Here is a 13,937-nt window from a genome sequence, read left to right on the forward strand (position 1 = left end):
CGTGGTATCACCATCAACACTTCTCACGTTGAATATGACACCCCGACTCGCCACTACGCACACGTAGACTGCCCGGGCCACGCCGACTATGTTAAAAACATGATCACCGGTGCTGCGCAGATGGACGGCGCGATCCTGGTTGTTGCTGCGACTGACGGCCCGATGCCGCAGACTCGTGAGCACATCCTGCTGGGTCGTCAGGTAGGCGTTCCGTACATCATCGTGTTCCTGAACAAATGCGACATGGTTGATGACGAAGAGCTGCTGGAACTGGTAGAAATGGAAGTTCGTGAACTTCTGTCTCAGTACGATTTCCCGGGCGACGACACTCCGATCGTTCGTGGTTCTGCTCTGAAAGCGCTGGAAGGCGAAGCAGAGTGGGAAGCGAAAATCATCGAACTGGCTGGCTTCCTGGATTCTTACATCCCAGAACCAGAGCGTGCGATTGACAAGCCGTTCCTGCTGCCTATCGAAGACGTATTCTCCATCTCCGGTCGTGGTACCGTTGTTACCGGTCGTGTAGAGCGCGGTATCATCAAAGTTGGTGAAGAAGTTGAAATCGTTGGTATCAAAGAGACTGCTAAGTCTACCTGTACTGGCGTTGAAATGTTCCGCAAACTGCTGGACGAAGGCCGTGCTGGTGAGAACGTTGGTGTTCTGCTGCGTGGTATCAAACGTGAAGAAATCGAACGTGGTCAGGTACTGGCTAAGCCGGGCTCTATCAAGCCGCACACCAAGTTCGAATCTGAAGTGTACATTCTGTCCAAAGACGAAGGCGGCCGTCATACTCCGTTCTTCAAAGGCTACCGTCCGCAGTTCTACTTCCGTACTACTGACGTGACTGGTACCATCGAACTGCCGGAAGGCGTAGAGATGGTAATGCCGGGCGACAACATCAAAATGGTTGTTACCCTGATCCACCCGATCGCGATGGACGACGGTCTGCGTTTCGCAATCCGTGAAGGCGGCCGTACTGTTGGTGCGGGCGTTGTTGCTAAAGTAATGAGCTAATTATTGATTAATTAGCTTTGAGCTTAAAAAGGGCGCTTCGGCGCCCTTTTTGCTGCCTGCAATTTAGTAGCTGTCATATTTATTCGCATTTTTTATTCATTCTCCCGCCGCGTAAATAGCGTTGTGCTATTGTAATCATAACTATTCTCATTTACACTTTGCACAGAAATTGAACGGGAGCGATCATGTACGTTTGTTTGTGTAATGCGATAAGTGATAAAAAAATACGTCAGGCTGTTCGCCAGTTTCACCCTCAGTCCTTTCAGCAATTACGTAAATTTATTCCTGTAGGAAATCAATGCGGTAAGTGCATTCGTGCTGCCCGTGAAGTCATGCAGGATGAATTAACGCAAATGCCAGAATTTAAAGAGATCGCCTAAGTCACACTCTTTTTTTTGACATCCCTGTAGCCCCATCTACGCTCTAAGAGTGGAAGCGGAGGGACTATAAAATGAAAGGTGATGTTAAAATCATAAATTATCTCAATAAACTATTGGGAAATGAGCTTGTCGCGATCAACCAGTATTTTCTCCATGCTCGTATGTTTAAAAACTGGGGACTGACTCGCCTCAATGATGTTGAGTACCATGAATCTATCGATGAGATGAAACACGCTGATAAATATATCGAGCGTATTTTATTCTTAGAAGGGCTCCCGAACTTGCAGGATCTTGGCAAGTTGGGTATTGGCGAAGACGTTGAAGAGATGCTGCAATCCGATCTTCGACTCGAGTTGGATGGGGCGAAAGATCTGCGTGAAGCCATTGCCTATGCCGATAGCGTTCATGATTATGTCAGCCGGGACATGATGATCGAGATCCTGACTGAAGAAGAAGGGCATATTGACTGGCTCGAAACTGAGCTGGACCTGATTGCAAAACTTGGCTTGCAAAATTATCTGCAATCGCAAATTAAAGTCAGTGACTAACCGCCCTGTATCAGATTTACCCAGCCAATAACGAAACCCGCAGCCGCCAGATATGGCCCAAAAGGCAGCGGGTTTTTTAGCATCTGTCTCCCGTAACGGACGCAAGAAATCCCGGTGAGACAACATGCCATGCCCGCGGCAAGTAAAACCAACAGTGGCAATGATTCCCAGCGATGCCATGCGCCCAGTGCGGCAAGAAATTTGACATCACCAAAGCCTAATCCTTCCTGTCGGCATATCAAACGATACCCCCAGTAGAACAAAGCAAATACCCCATAGCCCGCTATGGCACCCCAAAGTGCGTCGGATAACTGTGCAGGTCTGCAGCACTGATGATAAATAAGACCGCCCCACAAAAGAGGGCAGGTAAATTTGTCGGGCAGCAACCCGGTACGCAGGTCATGGACTAAGAGCAACCCTGATAGCGAAACATAAATCAGCAGAAAGGGGAGGTCGATGTACATGGGCAAATCTCATTTGGTAAAGAGTTTACCTTCGGGTAAGCACGCCGGCCCTACAAGTCCGGGATGTGAGTTATGGATGCTCTCTTCCAAGGAAAACGCGTTGCATCACAGGACATACAATCAGAGTGGAAGGAGGCCCGCATTTATGAACGAGTGATTAATTTCTACGCGGCACTTGCTTAAGACTGAGATTTACGTATAATGCGCGGGCTTGTCTAATATTGACAGCGGTTCGATATGAGCCACCGGTACTGCGAAAGCAATACCAGACAATGTTCCCAATCGGGGAACTCTGTAAGAACGGTTACACTCTCCCATCAATCGTAATGGGTTTGAGGAGTAACTATTTCGTCTATAAAATAATTGGAGCTCTGGTCTCATGCAGAACCAAAGAATCCGTATCCGTTTGAAAGCGTTTGATCATCGTCTGATCGATCAATCAACCGCGGAAATCGTCGAGACTGCCAAGCGCACTGGTGCGCAGGTTCGTGGTCCGATCCCGCTGCCGACCCGCAAAGAGCGTTTCACCGTTCTGATCTCCCCGCACGTCAACAAAGACGCGCGTGATCAGTACGAGATCCGTACTCACAAGCGTCTGGTTGACATCGTTGAGCCAACTGAAAAAACCGTTGATGCTCTGATGCGTCTGGACCTGGCTGCCGGTGTAGACGTGCAGATCAGCCTGGGTTAATCAGGTCATCGAGCGATTGAGAGGTTGATACAATGATTGGTTTAGTCGGTAAAAAAGTGGGTATGACCCGCATCTTCACTGAAGATGGCGTATCTATCCCAGTAACCGTTATCGAAGTTGAAGCAAACCGCGTTACTCAGGTTAAAGATCTGGCTAACGATGGCTATCGCGCTGTTCAGGTTACCACCGGTGCTAAAAAAGCTAACCGCGTAACTAAGCCGGAAGCTGGCCACTTTGCTAAAGCTGGCGTAGAAGCTGGCCGCGGCCTGTGGGAGTTCCGTCTGGCAGATGGTGAAGAATACACCGTTGGTCAGAACATTAGCGTTGAACTGTTTGCTGACGTTAAAAAAGTTGACGTAACCGGTACCTCTAAAGGTAAAGGTTTCGCTGGTACCGTTAAGCGCTGGAACTTCCGTACCCAGGACGCTACTCACGGTAACTCCTTGTCTCACCGCGTTCCGGGTTCTATCGGTCAGAACCAGACTCCGGGCAAAGTGTTCAAAGGCAAGAAAATGGCAGGTCAGCTGGGCAACGAACGTGTAACCGTTCAGAGCCTGGACGTAGTACGTGTTGACGCTGAGCGCAACCTGCTGCTGGTTAAAGGTGGTGTTCCGGGTGCGACCGGTTGCGACCTGATCGTTAAACCAGCTGTGAAGGCGTAAGGGGATAGCAATGGAATTAGTATTGAAAGACGCGCAGAGCGCGCTGACTGTTTCCGAAACTACCTTCGGTCGCGATTTCAACGAAGCGCTGGTTCACCAGGTTGTTGTTGCTTATGCAGCTGGTGCTCGTCAGGGTACTCGTGCTCAGAAGACTCGTGCTGAAGTAACTGGTTCAGGCAAAAAGCCGTGGCGCCAGAAAGGTACCGGCCGTGCGCGTTCAGGTTCTATCAAGAGCCCGATCTGGCGTTCAGGTGGCGTGACCTTCGCTGCTCGTCCACAGGACCACAGTCAAAAAGTTAACAAAAAGATGTACCGCGGCGCGCTGAAAAGCATTCTGTCCGAACTGGTACGTCAGGATCGTCTGATCGTTGTCGAATCATTCTCTGTAGAAGCGCCTAAAACTAAGCTGCTGGCACAGAAACTGAAAGACATGGCTCTGGAAGATGTGCTGATCATCACCGGTGAGCTGGACGAAAACCTGTTCCTGGCTGCGCGCAACCTGCACAAGGTTGACGTACGCGATGCAACTGGTATCGACCCGGTTAGCCTGATCGCCTTCGACAAAGTCGTAATGACTGCTGATGCTGTTAAGCAAGTTGAGGAGATGCTGGCATGATTCGTGAAGAACGTCTGCTGAAAGTGCTGCGCGCACCGCACGTTTCTGAAAAAGCGTCTACTGCGATGGAAAAAACTAACACCATCGTTCTCAAAGTTGCTAAAGACGCGACCAAAGCAGAAATCAAAGCTGCTGTGCAGAAACTGTTTGAAGTCGAAGTCGAAGTCGTTAACACCCTGGTAGTTAAAGGGAAAGTTAAACGTCACGGACAGCGTATCGGTCGTCGTAGCGACTGGAAAAAAGCTTACGTCACCCTGAAGGAAGGCCAGAATCTGGACTTCGTCGGCGGCGCTGAGTAAGTCGGAGGAGTAATACAATGGCAGTTGTTAAATGTAAACCGACATCTCCGGGTCGTCGCCACGTTGTTAAAGTGGTCAACCCAGAGCTGCACAAGGGCAAACCTTTTGCTCCGCTGGTTGAAAAAAACAGCAAATCCGGTGGTCGTAACAACAATGGCCGTATCACCACTCGTCACATCGGTGGTGGTCACAAGCAGGCTTATCGTATTGTTGACTTCAAACGCAACAAAGACGGTATCCCGGCAGTTGTTGAACGTCTTGAGTACGATCCGAACCGCTCCGCGAACATCGCGCTGGTTCTGTACAAAGACGGTGAACGCCGTTACATCCTGGCCCCTAAAGGCCTGAAAGCTGGCGACCAGATTCAGTCTGGCGTTGATGCTGCAATCAAAGCAGGTAACACCCTGCCGATGCGCAATATCCCGGTTGGTTCTACCGTTCATAACGTAGAAATGAAACCAGGTAAAGGCGGTCAGCTGGCACGTTCCGCTGGTACTTACGTTCAGATCGTTGCTCGTGATGGTGCTTATGTCACCCTGCGTCTGCGTTCTGGTGAAATGCGTAAAGTCGAAGCAGACTGCCGTGCAACTCTGGGCGAAGTTGGCAATGCTGAGCATATGCTGCGCGTTCTGGGTAAAGCAGGTGCTGCACGCTGGCGTGGTGTTCGTCCTACCGTTCGCGGTACTGCGATGAACCCAGTCGACCACCCACATGGTGGTGGTGAAGGTCGTAACTTTGGTAAGCACCCGGTAACTCCGTGGGGCGTTCAGACCAAAGGTAAGAAGACCCGCAGCAACAAGCGTACTGATAAATTCATCGTACGTCGCCGTAGCAAATAATTTTAGAGGATAAGCCATGCCACGTTCTCTCAAGAAAGGTCCTTTTATTGACCTGCACTTGCTGAAGAAGGTAGAGAAAGCGGTGGAAAGCGGAGACAAGAAGCCCCTGCGCACTTGGTCCCGTCGTTCAACGATCTTTCCTAACATGATCGGTTTGACCATCGCTGTCCATAATGGTCGTCAGCACGTTCCGGTATTTGTTTCCGACGAAATGGTCGGTCACAAACTGGGTGAATTCGCACCGACTCGTACTTATCGCGGCCATGCTGCTGATAAAAAAGCGAAGAAGAAATAAGGTAGGAGGAAGAGATGGAAACTTTAGCTCAACATCGCCATGCTCGTTCTTCTGCTCAGAAGGTTCGCCTTGTTGCAGACCTGATTCGCGGTAAGAAAGTGTCGCAGGCTCTGGATATTCTGACCTACACCAATAAGAAAGCGGCTGTACTGGTTAAGAAAGTCCTGGAATCTGCCATTGCTAACGCTGAACACAACGATGGCGCTGACATTGACGATCTGAAAGTTACGAAAATTTTCGTAGACGAAGGCCCGAGCATGAAGCGCATTATGCCGCGTGCAAAAGGTCGTGCAGATCGCATCCTGAAGCGCACCAGCCACATTACTGTGGTTGTGTCCGATCGCTGAGACTCTGGAGACTAGCAATGGGTCAGAAAGTACATCCTAATGGTATTCGCCTGGGTATTGTAAAACCATGGAACTCAACCTGGTTTGCGAACACCAAAGAATTCGCTGACAACCTGGACAGCGATTTTAAAGTACGTCAGTACCTGACTAAGGAACTGGCTAAAGCGTCTGTATCTCGTATCGTTATCGAGCGTCCGGCTAAGAGCATCCGTGTGACCATTCACACCGCTCGCCCGGGTATCGTTATCGGTAAGAAAGGCGAAGACGTAGAAAAACTGCGCAAAGTCGTAGCGGATATTGCTGGCGTTCCTGCTCAGATCAATATCGCCGAAGTGCGTAAGCCTGAACTGGACGCAAAATTGGTTGCTGACAGCATCACTTCTCAGCTGGAACGTCGTGTTATGTTCCGTCGTGCTATGAAGCGTGCTGTACAGAACGCAATGCGTCTGGGCGCTAAAGGTATCAAAGTTGAAGTTAGCGGCCGTCTGGGCGGCGCGGAAATCGCACGTACCGAATGGTACCGCGAAGGTCGCGTACCTCTGCACACTCTGCGTGCTGACATCGACTACAACACCTCTGAAGCGCACACCACTTACGGTGTAATCGGCGTTAAAGTGTGGATCTTCAAAGGCGAGATCCTGGGTGGTATGGCTGCTGTTGAACAACCGGAAAAACCGGCTGCTCAACCTAAAAAGCAGCAGCGTAAAGGCCGTAAATAAGGAGCGTCGCTGATGTTACAACCAAAGCGTACAAAATTCCGTAAAATGCACAAAGGCCGTAACCGCGGTCTGGCTGCTGGCGCGGATGTTAGCTTCGGCAGCTTCGGTCTGAAAGCTGTTGGCCGTGGTCGTCTGACTGCCCGTCAGATCGAAGCAGCACGTCGTGCTATGACCCGTGCAGTTAAGCGTCAAGGTAAGATCTGGATCCGTGTATTCCCGGACAAACCGATCACTGAAAAGCCGCTGGCAGTGCGTATGGGTAAAGGTAAAGGTAACGTGGAGTATTGGGTTGCCTTGATTCAGCCGGGTAAAGTCCTGTATGAAATGGACGGCGTACCGGAAGAGCTGGCCCGTGAAGCATTCAAGCTGGCAGCAGCGAAACTGCCGATTAAAACCACCTTTGTAACTAAGACGGTGATGTAATGAAAGCAAAAGAGCTGCGTGAGAAGAGTGTTGAAGAGCTGAACACCGAGCTGCTGAATCTGCTGCGTGAGCAGTTCAACCTGCGTATGCAGGCTGCAAGTGGCCAGCTGCAACAGTCTCACCTGTTGAAGCAAGTGCGTCGTGACGTCGCACGCGTTAAGACTTTACTGACTGAGAAGGCGGGTGCGTAATGACCGATAAAATCCGTACTCTGCAAGGTCGCGTTGTTAGCGATAAAATGGAGAAATCCATCGTTGTTGCTATCGAACGTTTTGTGAAACACCCGATCTACGGTAAATTCATTAAGCGTACGACCAAACTGCACGTACATGACGAGAACAACGAATGCGGTACTGGTGACGTGGTTGAAATCCGCGAATGCCGTCCGCTGTCCAAGACTAAGTCCTGGACGCTGGTTCGCGTTGTAGAGAAAGCCGTTCTGTAATACAGTAGGCATTCTCAACGAATAAACGGCTCAGCGATGAGCCGTTTATTTTTTCTACCCATATCGTTGAAGCGGTGTTATAATGCCGCGCCCCCGATATGGGGCTTTTTTAACGACCTGATTTTCGGGTCTCAGTAGTAGTTGACATTAGCGGAGCACTAAAATGATCCAAGAACAGACTATGCTGAACGTCGCCGACAACTCCGGTGCACGTCGCGTAATGTGTATCAAGGTTCTGGGTGGCTCGCACCGTCGCTACGCAGGCGTCGGCGATATCATCAAGATCACCATCAAGGAAGCAATTCCGCGTGGTAAGGTCAAAAAAGGTGATGTGCTGAAGGCGGTAGTGGTGCGCACCAAGAAGGGTGTTCGTCGCCCGGACGGTTCTGTCATTCGCTTCGATGGTAATGCATGCGTTATTTTAAACAATAACAGCGAGCAACCTATCGGTACGCGTATTTTTGGGCCGGTAACTCGTGAACTTCGTAACGAGAAGTTCATGAAAATTATCTCTCTGGCACCAGAAGTACTCTAAGGAGCGAATCATGGCAGCGAAGATCCGTCGTGATGACGAAGTTATCGTGTTAACCGGCAAAGATAAAGGTAAACGCGGTAAAGTTAAGAATGTCCTGTCTTCCGGCAAGGTCATTGTTGAAGGTATCAACCTGGTTAAAAAACATCAGAAGCCGGTTCCGGCCCTGAACCAACCAGGCGGCATCGTAGAGAAAGAAGCAGCTATTCAGATCTCTAACCTTGCTATCTTCAACGCGGCAACCGGCAAGGCTGACCGTGTAGGCTTTAGATTCGAAGACGGCAAAAAAGTCCGTTTCTTCAAATCTAACAGCGAAACTATCAAGTAATTTGGAGTAGTACGATGGCGAAACTGCATGATTACTACAAAGACGAAGTAGTCGCTAAACTCATGACTGAGTTTAACTACAATTCTGTCATGCAAGTCCCTCGGGTCGAGAAGATCACCCTGAACATGGGTGTTGGTGAAGCGATCGCTGACAAGAAACTGCTGGATAACGCAGCAGCTGACCTGACAGCAATCTCCGGTCAAAAACCGCTGATCACCAAAGCACGCAAATCAGTTGCAGGCTTCAAAATCCGTCAGGGCTATCCGATCGGCTGTAAAGTAACTCTGCGTGGCGAACGCATGTGGGAGTTCTTTGAGCGCCTGATCACTATTGCTGTTCCACGTATCCGTGACTTCCGTGGCTTGTCCGCTAAGTCTTTCGACGGTCGTGGTAACTACAGCATGGGTGTCCGTGAGCAGATCATCTTCCCAGAAATCGACTACGATAAAGTCGACCGCGTGCGTGGTTTGGATATTACCATTACCACTACTGCGAAATCTGACGAAGAAGGCCGTGCTCTGCTGGCTGCCTTTGACTTCCCGTTCCGCAAGTAAGGTAGGGTTACTGAATGGCTAAGCAATCAATGAAAGCACGCGAAGTAAAGCGCGTAGCTTTAGCTGATAAGTACTTCGCAAAACGCGCTGAACTGAAAGCTATTATCTCTGATGTGAACGCGACCGACGAAGATCGTTGGAACGCAGTTCTCAAGCTGCAGTCTCTGCCGCGTGATTCCAGCCCGTCCCGTCAGCGTAACCGCTGCCGTCAAACAGGTCGTCCGCATGGCTATGTGGGCAAGTTCGGGTTGAGCCGTATCAAACTGCGTGAAGCCGCCATGCGCGGTGAAGTACCAGGCTTGAAAAAGGCTAGCTGGTAATTACCAATTGAATCACGGGAGTAAAGACAGATGAGCATGCAAGATCCGATCGCGGATATGCTGACCCGTATCCGTAACGGTCAGGCCGCGAATAAAGCTGCGGTCACCATGCCTTCCTCCAAGCTGAAAGTGGCAATTGCCAACGTGCTGAAGGAAGAAGGTTTTATTGAAGATTTTAAAGTTGAAGGCGACACCAAGCCGGAACTGGAACTTACTCTCAAGTATTTCCAGGGTAAAGCTGTTGTAGAAAGCATTCAGCGTGTCAGTCGCCCAGGTCTGCGCATTTATAAGCGTAAAGACGAGCTGCCGAAAGTTATGGCTGGCATGGGTATCGCAGTTGTTTCTACCTCTAAAGGTGTTATGACTGATCGTGCAGCGCGCCAGGCTGGTCTTGGTGGCGAAATTATCTGCTACGTAGCCTAATCGGAGGAAAAAATGTCTCGTGTTGCTAAAGCACCGGTCGTTATTCCTGCCGGCGTTGATGTAAAAATCAACGGTCAGGTTATTACGATCAAAGGTAAAAACGGCGAGCTGACTCGTACTCTCAACGATGCTGTTGCAGTAAATCATGCAGATAATGCACTGACCTTCGGTCCGCGTGATGGTTACGCAGATGGATGGGCTCAGGCTGGTACCGCGCGTGCCCTGCTGAATGCAATGGTTGTCGGTGTTACCGAAGGCTTCACTAAGAAGCTTCAGCTGGTTGGTGTAGGTTATCGTGCAGCGGTTAAAGGGAATGTAGTAAACCTGGCTTTAGGTTTCTCTCACCCAGTTGACCATCAGCTGCCTGCGGGAATCACTGCAGAATGTCCGTCTCAGACTGAAATCGTGCTGAAAGGCGCTGATAAACAGCTGATCGGTCAGGTTGCAGCAGATCTGCGCGCCTACCGTCGTCCTGAGCCTTATAAAGGCAAGGGTGTTCGTTACGCCGACGAAGTCGTGCGTACCAAAGAGGCTAAGAAGAAGTAAGGTAACACTATGGATAAGAAATCTGCTCGTATCCGTCGTGCGACCCGCGCACGCCGCAAGCTCCAGGAGCTGGGTGCAACTCGCCTGGTGGTACATCGTACCCCGCGTCATATTTACGCACAGGTAATTGCACCGAACGGTTCTGAAGTTCTGGTAGCTGCTTCTACTGTAGAAAAAGCTATCGCTGAACAATTGAAGTACACCGGTAACAAAGACGCTGCTGCAGCTGTAGGTAAAGCTGTTGCTGAACGCGCTCTGGAAAAAGGCATCAAAGATGTTTCTTTTGACCGTTCCGGGTTCCAATATCATGGTCGTGTCCAGGCACTGGCAGATGCTGCCCGTGAAGCTGGCCTTCAGTTCTAAGGTAGAGGTGTAAGATGGCTCACATCGAAAAACAAGCTGGCGAACTGCAGGAAAAGCTGATCGCGGTTAACCGCGTATCTAAAACCGTTAAAGGTGGTCGTATTTTCTCCTTCACAGCTCTGACTGTAGTTGGTGATGGTAACGGTCGCGTTGGTTTTGGTTACGGTAAAGCGCGTGAAGTTCCAGCAGCGATCCAGAAAGCGATGGAAAAAGCCCGTCGCAATATGATTAACGTCGCGCTGAACCACGGCACCCTGCAGCACCCGGTTAAGGGTACTCACACGGGTTCTCGTGTATTCATGCAGCCGGCTTCCGAAGGTACCGGTATCATCGCCGGTGGTGCAATGCGCGCCGTTCTGGAAGTCGCTGGAGTTCGTAACGTTCTGGCTAAAGCGTATGGTTCTACTAACCCGATTAACGTGGTTCGTGCAACTATCGATGGCCTGGAAAATATGAAATCTCCGGAAATGGTCGCTGCCAAGCGTGGTAAATCCGTTGAAGAAATTCTGGGGAAATAAACCATGGCAAAGACTATTAAAATTACTCAAACCCGCAGTGCAATCGGTCGTCTGCCGAAACACAAGGCAACGCTGCTTGGCCTGGGTCTGCGTCGTATTGGTCACACCGTAGAGCGCGAGGATACTCCTGCTGTTCGTGGTATGGTCAACGCGGTTTCCTTCATGGTTAAAGTTGAGGAGTAAGAGATGCGTTTAAATACTCTGTCTCCGGCCGAAGGCTCTAAAAAAGCGGCTCGCCGCCTGGGTCGTGGTATCGGTTCTGGCCTCGGTAAAACCGGTGGTCGTGGTCACAAAGGTCAGAAGTCTCGTTCTGGCGGTGGCGTACGTCGCGGTTTCGAGGGTGGTCAGATGCCTCTGTACCGTCGTCTGCCGAAATTCGGCTTCACTTCACGTAAAGCAGCGATTACAGCCGAAGTTCGTCTGTCTGACCTGGCTAAAGTTGAAGGCGGTGTTGTAGACCTGAACACGCTGAAAGCAGCTAACATTATCGGTATCCAGATCGAGTTCGCGAAAGTGATCCTGGCTGGTGAAGTCACTACTCCGGTAACTGTTCGTGGCCTGCGTGTTACTAAAGGCGCTCGTGCTGCTATCGAAGCTGCTGGCGGTAAAATCGAGGAATAAGTAGCAGATGGCTAAACAACCGGGATTAGATTTTCAAAGTGCCAAAGGTGGCTTAGGCGAGCTGAAACGCAGACTGCTGTTTGTAATCGGCGCGCTGATTGTGTTCCGTATTGGCTCTTTCATTCCGATCCCTGGTATTGATGCCGCTGTACTTGCCAAACTGCTTGAGCAACAGCGAGGCACCATCATTGAAATGTTTAACATGTTCTCTGGTGGTGCTCTCAGCCGTGCTTCTATCTTTGCTCTGGGTATCATGCCGTATATTTCGGCGTCGATCATTATCCAGCTGCTGACGGTGGTTCATCCAACGCTGGCAGAAATTAAGAAAGAAGGGGAGTCTGGTCGTCGTAAGATCAGCCAGTACACCCGCTACGGTACTCTGGTGCTGGCAATATTCCAGTCGATCGGTATTGCTACCGGTCTGCCGAATATGCCTGGTATGCAGGGCCTGGTGATGAACCCAGGCTTTGCATTCTATTTCACCGCTGTTGTAAGTCTGGTTACAGGGACGATGTTCCTGATGTGGTTGGGTGAACAGATTACTGAACGTGGTATCGGCAACGGTATCTCAATCATTATCTTCGCCGGTATTGTAGCGGGACTCCCGCCAGCCATTGCCCATACTATCGAGCAAGCGCGTCAAGGCGACCTGCACTTCCTCGTGTTGCTGTTGGTTGCAGTATTAGTATTCGCAGTGACGTTCTTTGTTGTATTTGTTGAGCGTGGTCAACGCCGCATTGTGGTAAACTACGCGAAACGTCAGCAAGGTCGTCGTGTCTATGCTGCACAGAGCACACATTTACCGCTGAAAGTGAATATGGCGGGGGTAATCCCGGCAATCTTCGCTTCCAGTATTATTCTGTTCCCGGCGACCATCGCGTCATGGTTCGGGGGCGGGACTGGTTGGAACTGGCTGACAACAATTTCGCTGTATTTGCAGCCTGGGCAACCGCTTTATGTGTTACTCTATGCGTCTGCAATCATATTCTTCTGTTTCTTCTACACGGCGTTGGTTTTCAACCCGCGTGAAACAGCAGATAACCTGAAGAAGTCCGGTGCATTTGTACCAGGAATTCGTCCGGGAGAGCAAACGGCGAAGTATATCGATAAAGTAATGACCCGCCTGACTTTGGTTGGTGCGCTCTACATTACCTTTATCTGCCTGATCCCGGAGTTCATGCGTGATGCAATGAAAGTACCGTTCTACTTCGGTGGGACCTCACTGCTTATCGTTGTTGTCGTGATTATGGACTTTATGGCTCAAGTGCAAACTCTGATGATGTCAAGTCAGTACGAGTCTGCATTGAAGAAGGCGAATCTGAAAGGCTACGGCCGTTAACAGTCGCCCGAGAAGTTACGGAGAGTAAAAATGAAAGTTCGTGCTTCCGTCAAGAAATTATGCCGTAACTGCAAAATCGTTAAGCGTGATGGTGTCATCCGTGTGATTTGCAGTGCCGAGCCGAAGCATAAACAGCGCCAAGGCTGATTTATTCGCATATTTTTCTTGCAAAGTTGGGTTGAGCTGGCTAGATTAGCCAGCCAATCTTTTGTATGTCTGTGCGTTTCCATTTGAGTATCCTGAAAACGGGCTTTTCAGCATGGTGCGTACATATTAAATAGTAGGAGTGCATAGTGGCCCGTATAGCAGGCATTAACATTCCTGATCAGAAACATGCTGTGATCGCATTAACTTCGATCTACGGCGTCGGCAAGACCCGTTCTAAAGCCATTCTGGCTGCCGCGGGTATCGCTGAAGATGTTAAGATCAGTGAGCTGTCTGAAGAACAAATCGACACGCTGCGTGACGAAGTTGCCAAATTTGTCGTTGAAGGTGATCTGCGCCGTGAAGTTAGCATGAGCATCAAGCGCCTTATGGACCTTGGTTGCTATCGCGGTTTGCGTCATCGTCGTGGTCTCCCGGTTCGCGGTCAGCGTACCAAGACCAACGCACGTACCCGTAAGGGTCCGCGCAAACCGATCAAGAAATAATCGG

At 50.1% G+C, this 13,937-nt stretch carries 28 protein-coding genes; 27 read left to right on the top strand and 1 reads right to left on the bottom strand.

The features are described from left to right. The 3 genes from tuf to bfr form a co-directional block, all read left to right on the top strand. Positions 1 to 1,011 (top strand): elongation factor Tu (gene tuf / locus OGV57_RS07280; protein WP_127674166.1); only part of this gene is annotated, 1,011 nt, incomplete at its 5' end. A 185-nt stretch (positions 1,012 to 1,196) separates the two neighbouring features. After that, complete coding sequence (gene bfd, locus OGV57_RS07285) at positions 1,197 to 1,391, top strand: bacterioferritin-associated ferredoxin (protein WP_003031111.1); 195 nt, start codon at positions 1,197 to 1,199, stop codon at positions 1,389 to 1,391. A 71-nt stretch (positions 1,392 to 1,462) separates the two neighbouring features. After that, positions 1,463 to 1,939 (top strand): bacterioferritin, encoded by a 477-nt coding sequence (bfr, locus tag OGV57_RS07290; RefSeq protein ID WP_003031113.1) that lies wholly within the window; start codon positions 1,463 to 1,465, stop codon positions 1,937 to 1,939. Here the strand turns inward: bfr and OGV57_RS07295 are convergent. Continuing rightward, positions 1,936 to 2,403, bottom strand: coding sequence for a prepilin peptidase (locus tag OGV57_RS07295; RefSeq protein WP_003845247.1), 468 nt, complete (start codon positions 2,401 to 2,403; stop codon positions 1,936 to 1,938). The two genes, bfr and OGV57_RS07295, sit on opposite strands and share 4 nt — an antisense overlap. A 379-nt stretch (positions 2,404 to 2,782) precedes the next feature. Between OGV57_RS07295 and rpsJ the strand changes: the two genes are divergently transcribed. The 24 genes from rpsJ (at position 2,783) to rpsM (ending at position 13,933) form a co-directional block, all read left to right on the top strand. Next, positions 2,783 to 3,094, top strand: coding sequence for a 30S ribosomal protein S10 (gene rpsJ, locus OGV57_RS07300; protein ID WP_001181005.1), 312 nt, complete (start codon positions 2,783 to 2,785; stop codon positions 3,092 to 3,094). Positions 3,095 to 3,126: 32 nt separating this feature from the next. Continuing rightward, a complete protein-coding gene (gene rplC, locus OGV57_RS07305) occupies positions 3,127 to 3,756 on the top strand; it encodes a 50S ribosomal protein L3 (protein ID WP_003031117.1) in 630 nt (209 codons plus the stop codon). 10 nt (positions 3,757 to 3,766) lie between these two features. Further along, on the top strand, positions 3,767 to 4,372 hold the full coding sequence (gene rplD, locus OGV57_RS07310) for a 50S ribosomal protein L4 (protein ID WP_003031119.1): 606 nt from the start codon (positions 3,767 to 3,769) through the stop codon (positions 4,370 to 4,372). Further along, complete coding sequence (gene rplW / locus OGV57_RS07315; RefSeq protein ID WP_000617546.1) at positions 4,369 to 4,671, top strand: 50S ribosomal protein L23; 303 nt, start codon at positions 4,369 to 4,371, stop codon at positions 4,669 to 4,671. The genes rplD and rplW overlap by 4 nt, the downstream gene beginning before the upstream one ends. Positions 4,672 to 4,688: 17 nt before the next feature. Continuing rightward, positions 4,689 to 5,510 (top strand): 50S ribosomal protein L2, encoded by an 822-nt coding sequence (gene rplB / locus OGV57_RS07320; protein WP_000301869.1) that lies wholly within the window; start codon positions 4,689 to 4,691, stop codon positions 5,508 to 5,510. Between the two features lie 16 nt (positions 5,511 to 5,526). Continuing rightward, positions 5,527 to 5,805 (top strand): 30S ribosomal protein S19, encoded by a 279-nt coding sequence (gene rpsS / locus OGV57_RS07325; RefSeq protein WP_001138115.1) that lies wholly within the window; start codon positions 5,527 to 5,529, stop codon positions 5,803 to 5,805. 14 nt (positions 5,806 to 5,819) lie between these two features. Next, positions 5,820 to 6,152 (top strand): 50S ribosomal protein L22, encoded by a 333-nt coding sequence (gene rplV, locus OGV57_RS07330; RefSeq protein ID WP_000448832.1) that lies wholly within the window; start codon positions 5,820 to 5,822, stop codon positions 6,150 to 6,152. A 17-nt stretch (positions 6,153 to 6,169) separates the two neighbouring features. Beyond that, positions 6,170 to 6,871 (top strand): 30S ribosomal protein S3, encoded by a 702-nt coding sequence (rpsC, locus tag OGV57_RS07335; RefSeq protein WP_000529945.1) that lies wholly within the window; start codon positions 6,170 to 6,172, stop codon positions 6,869 to 6,871. A gap of 12 nt (positions 6,872 to 6,883) precedes the next feature. Then, on the top strand, positions 6,884 to 7,294 hold the full coding sequence (rplP, locus tag OGV57_RS07340) for a 50S ribosomal protein L16 (protein WP_000941208.1): 411 nt from the start codon (positions 6,884 to 6,886) through the stop codon (positions 7,292 to 7,294). After that, on the top strand, positions 7,294 to 7,485 hold the full coding sequence (gene rpmC, locus OGV57_RS07345; protein WP_000644742.1) for a 50S ribosomal protein L29: 192 nt from the start codon (positions 7,294 to 7,296) through the stop codon (positions 7,483 to 7,485). Before rplP ends, rpmC begins: the two co-directional genes overlap by 1 nt. Further along, positions 7,485 to 7,739, top strand: a complete 255-nt coding sequence (gene rpsQ / locus OGV57_RS07350; RefSeq protein WP_003031120.1) for a 30S ribosomal protein S17 — start codon at positions 7,485 to 7,487, stop codon at positions 7,737 to 7,739. Before rpmC ends, rpsQ begins: the two co-directional genes overlap by 1 nt. A gap of 163 nt (positions 7,740 to 7,902) precedes the next feature. After that, on the top strand, positions 7,903 to 8,274 hold the full coding sequence (gene rplN / locus OGV57_RS07355) for a 50S ribosomal protein L14 (protein WP_000613954.1): 372 nt from the start codon (positions 7,903 to 7,905) through the stop codon (positions 8,272 to 8,274). Between the two features lie 10 nt (positions 8,275 to 8,284). Then, on the top strand, positions 8,285 to 8,599 hold the full coding sequence (gene rplX, locus OGV57_RS07360) for a 50S ribosomal protein L24 (RefSeq protein WP_003031122.1): 315 nt from the start codon (positions 8,285 to 8,287) through the stop codon (positions 8,597 to 8,599). A gap of 14 nt (positions 8,600 to 8,613) precedes the next feature. Further along, positions 8,614 to 9,153, top strand: coding sequence for a 50S ribosomal protein L5 (gene rplE / locus OGV57_RS07365; RefSeq protein ID WP_003031123.1), 540 nt, complete (start codon positions 8,614 to 8,616; stop codon positions 9,151 to 9,153). A gap of 14 nt (positions 9,154 to 9,167) precedes the next feature. Beyond that, the gene (gene rpsN, locus OGV57_RS07370) at positions 9,168 to 9,473 is read left to right on the top strand and encodes a 30S ribosomal protein S14 (RefSeq protein WP_003031125.1); all 306 of its coding nucleotides are present in this window, start codon (positions 9,168 to 9,170) and stop codon (positions 9,471 to 9,473) included. 30 nt (positions 9,474 to 9,503) lie between these two features. Continuing rightward, a complete protein-coding gene (gene rpsH, locus OGV57_RS07375) occupies positions 9,504 to 9,896 on the top strand; it encodes a 30S ribosomal protein S8 (protein WP_003031127.1) in 393 nt (130 codons plus the stop codon). Between the two features lie 12 nt (positions 9,897 to 9,908). Continuing rightward, the gene (gene rplF / locus OGV57_RS07380; RefSeq protein ID WP_003031129.1) at positions 9,909 to 10,442 is read left to right on the top strand and encodes a 50S ribosomal protein L6; all 534 of its coding nucleotides are present in this window, start codon (positions 9,909 to 9,911) and stop codon (positions 10,440 to 10,442) included. A gap of 9 nt (positions 10,443 to 10,451) precedes the next feature. Next, a complete protein-coding gene (rplR, locus tag OGV57_RS07385; RefSeq protein ID WP_000358960.1) occupies positions 10,452 to 10,805 on the top strand; it encodes a 50S ribosomal protein L18 in 354 nt (117 codons plus the stop codon). 14 nt (positions 10,806 to 10,819) lie between these two features. Next, positions 10,820 to 11,323: a 30S ribosomal protein S5 gene (gene rpsE, locus OGV57_RS07390; protein WP_003031131.1), complete on the top strand. Its 504-nt coding sequence runs from the start codon at positions 10,820 to 10,822 to the stop codon at positions 11,321 to 11,323. A gap of 3 nt (positions 11,324 to 11,326) precedes the next feature. Next, positions 11,327 to 11,506 (top strand): 50S ribosomal protein L30, encoded by a 180-nt coding sequence (gene rpmD / locus OGV57_RS07395; protein WP_001140434.1) that lies wholly within the window; start codon positions 11,327 to 11,329, stop codon positions 11,504 to 11,506. A 3-nt stretch (positions 11,507 to 11,509) separates the two neighbouring features. Further along, positions 11,510 to 11,944, top strand: a complete 435-nt coding sequence (rplO, locus tag OGV57_RS07400) for a 50S ribosomal protein L15 (protein WP_003031132.1) — start codon at positions 11,510 to 11,512, stop codon at positions 11,942 to 11,944. 7 nt (positions 11,945 to 11,951) lie between these two features. Further along, the gene (gene secY, locus OGV57_RS07405) at positions 11,952 to 13,283 is read left to right on the top strand and encodes a preprotein translocase subunit SecY (protein WP_001118864.1); all 1,332 of its coding nucleotides are present in this window, start codon (positions 11,952 to 11,954) and stop codon (positions 13,281 to 13,283) included. A 30-nt stretch (positions 13,284 to 13,313) separates the two neighbouring features. Beyond that, on the top strand, positions 13,314 to 13,430 hold the full coding sequence (rpmJ, locus tag OGV57_RS07410; RefSeq protein ID WP_000868187.1) for a 50S ribosomal protein L36: 117 nt from the start codon (positions 13,314 to 13,316) through the stop codon (positions 13,428 to 13,430). Positions 13,431 to 13,576: 146 nt separating this feature from the next. Continuing rightward, positions 13,577 to 13,933 (top strand): 30S ribosomal protein S13, encoded by a 357-nt coding sequence (gene rpsM, locus OGV57_RS07415; RefSeq protein ID WP_003031135.1) that lies wholly within the window; start codon positions 13,577 to 13,579, stop codon positions 13,931 to 13,933. Positions 13,934 to 13,937 lie beyond the last annotated feature (4 nt).

The organism is Citrobacter sp. Cf087 (genome assembly GCF_030334285.1).
GTDB lineage: Bacteria > Pseudomonadota > Gammaproteobacteria > Enterobacterales > Enterobacteriaceae > Citrobacter > Citrobacter freundii.

Excerpts from the sequence above, each read along its gene's own strand:
- bfd (WP_003031111.1), top strand. The coding sequence starts at position 1,197 with ATGTACGTTTGTTTGTGTAATGCGATAAGTGATAAAAAAATACGTCAG.
- bfr (WP_003031113.1), top strand. The coding sequence starts at position 1,463 with ATGAAAGGTGATGTTAAAATCATAAATTATCTCAATAAACTATTGGGA.
- OGV57_RS07295 (WP_003845247.1), bottom strand. The coding sequence starts at position 2,403 with ATGTACATCGACCTCCCCTTTCTGCTGATTTATGTTTCGCTATCAGGG.
- rpsJ (WP_001181005.1), top strand. The coding sequence starts at position 2,783 with ATGCAGAACCAAAGAATCCGTATCCGTTTGAAAGCGTTTGATCATCGT.
- rplC (WP_003031117.1), top strand. The coding sequence starts at position 3,127 with ATGATTGGTTTAGTCGGTAAAAAAGTGGGTATGACCCGCATCTTCACT.
- rplD (WP_003031119.1), top strand. The coding sequence starts at position 3,767 with ATGGAATTAGTATTGAAAGACGCGCAGAGCGCGCTGACTGTTTCCGAA.
- rplW (WP_000617546.1), top strand. The coding sequence starts at position 4,369 with ATGATTCGTGAAGAACGTCTGCTGAAAGTGCTGCGCGCACCGCACGTT.
- rplB (WP_000301869.1), top strand. The coding sequence starts at position 4,689 with ATGGCAGTTGTTAAATGTAAACCGACATCTCCGGGTCGTCGCCACGTT.
- rpsS (WP_001138115.1), top strand. The coding sequence starts at position 5,527 with ATGCCACGTTCTCTCAAGAAAGGTCCTTTTATTGACCTGCACTTGCTG.
- rplV (WP_000448832.1), top strand. The coding sequence starts at position 5,820 with ATGGAAACTTTAGCTCAACATCGCCATGCTCGTTCTTCTGCTCAGAAG.
- rpsC (WP_000529945.1), top strand. The coding sequence starts at position 6,170 with ATGGGTCAGAAAGTACATCCTAATGGTATTCGCCTGGGTATTGTAAAA.
- rplP (WP_000941208.1), top strand. The coding sequence starts at position 6,884 with ATGTTACAACCAAAGCGTACAAAATTCCGTAAAATGCACAAAGGCCGT.
- rpmC (WP_000644742.1), top strand. The coding sequence starts at position 7,294 with ATGAAAGCAAAAGAGCTGCGTGAGAAGAGTGTTGAAGAGCTGAACACC.
- rpsQ (WP_003031120.1), top strand. The coding sequence starts at position 7,485 with ATGACCGATAAAATCCGTACTCTGCAAGGTCGCGTTGTTAGCGATAAA.
- rplN (WP_000613954.1), top strand. The coding sequence starts at position 7,903 with ATGATCCAAGAACAGACTATGCTGAACGTCGCCGACAACTCCGGTGCA.
- rplX (WP_003031122.1), top strand. The coding sequence starts at position 8,285 with ATGGCAGCGAAGATCCGTCGTGATGACGAAGTTATCGTGTTAACCGGC.
- rplE (WP_003031123.1), top strand. The coding sequence starts at position 8,614 with ATGGCGAAACTGCATGATTACTACAAAGACGAAGTAGTCGCTAAACTC.
- rpsN (WP_003031125.1), top strand. The coding sequence starts at position 9,168 with ATGGCTAAGCAATCAATGAAAGCACGCGAAGTAAAGCGCGTAGCTTTA.
- rpsH (WP_003031127.1), top strand. The coding sequence starts at position 9,504 with ATGAGCATGCAAGATCCGATCGCGGATATGCTGACCCGTATCCGTAAC.
- rplF (WP_003031129.1), top strand. The coding sequence starts at position 9,909 with ATGTCTCGTGTTGCTAAAGCACCGGTCGTTATTCCTGCCGGCGTTGAT.
- rplR (WP_000358960.1), top strand. The coding sequence starts at position 10,452 with ATGGATAAGAAATCTGCTCGTATCCGTCGTGCGACCCGCGCACGCCGC.
- rpsE (WP_003031131.1), top strand. The coding sequence starts at position 10,820 with ATGGCTCACATCGAAAAACAAGCTGGCGAACTGCAGGAAAAGCTGATC.
- rpmD (WP_001140434.1), top strand. The coding sequence starts at position 11,327 with ATGGCAAAGACTATTAAAATTACTCAAACCCGCAGTGCAATCGGTCGT.
- rplO (WP_003031132.1), top strand. The coding sequence starts at position 11,510 with ATGCGTTTAAATACTCTGTCTCCGGCCGAAGGCTCTAAAAAAGCGGCT.
- secY (WP_001118864.1), top strand. The coding sequence starts at position 11,952 with ATGGCTAAACAACCGGGATTAGATTTTCAAAGTGCCAAAGGTGGCTTA.
- rpmJ (WP_000868187.1), top strand. The coding sequence starts at position 13,314 with ATGAAAGTTCGTGCTTCCGTCAAGAAATTATGCCGTAACTGCAAAATC.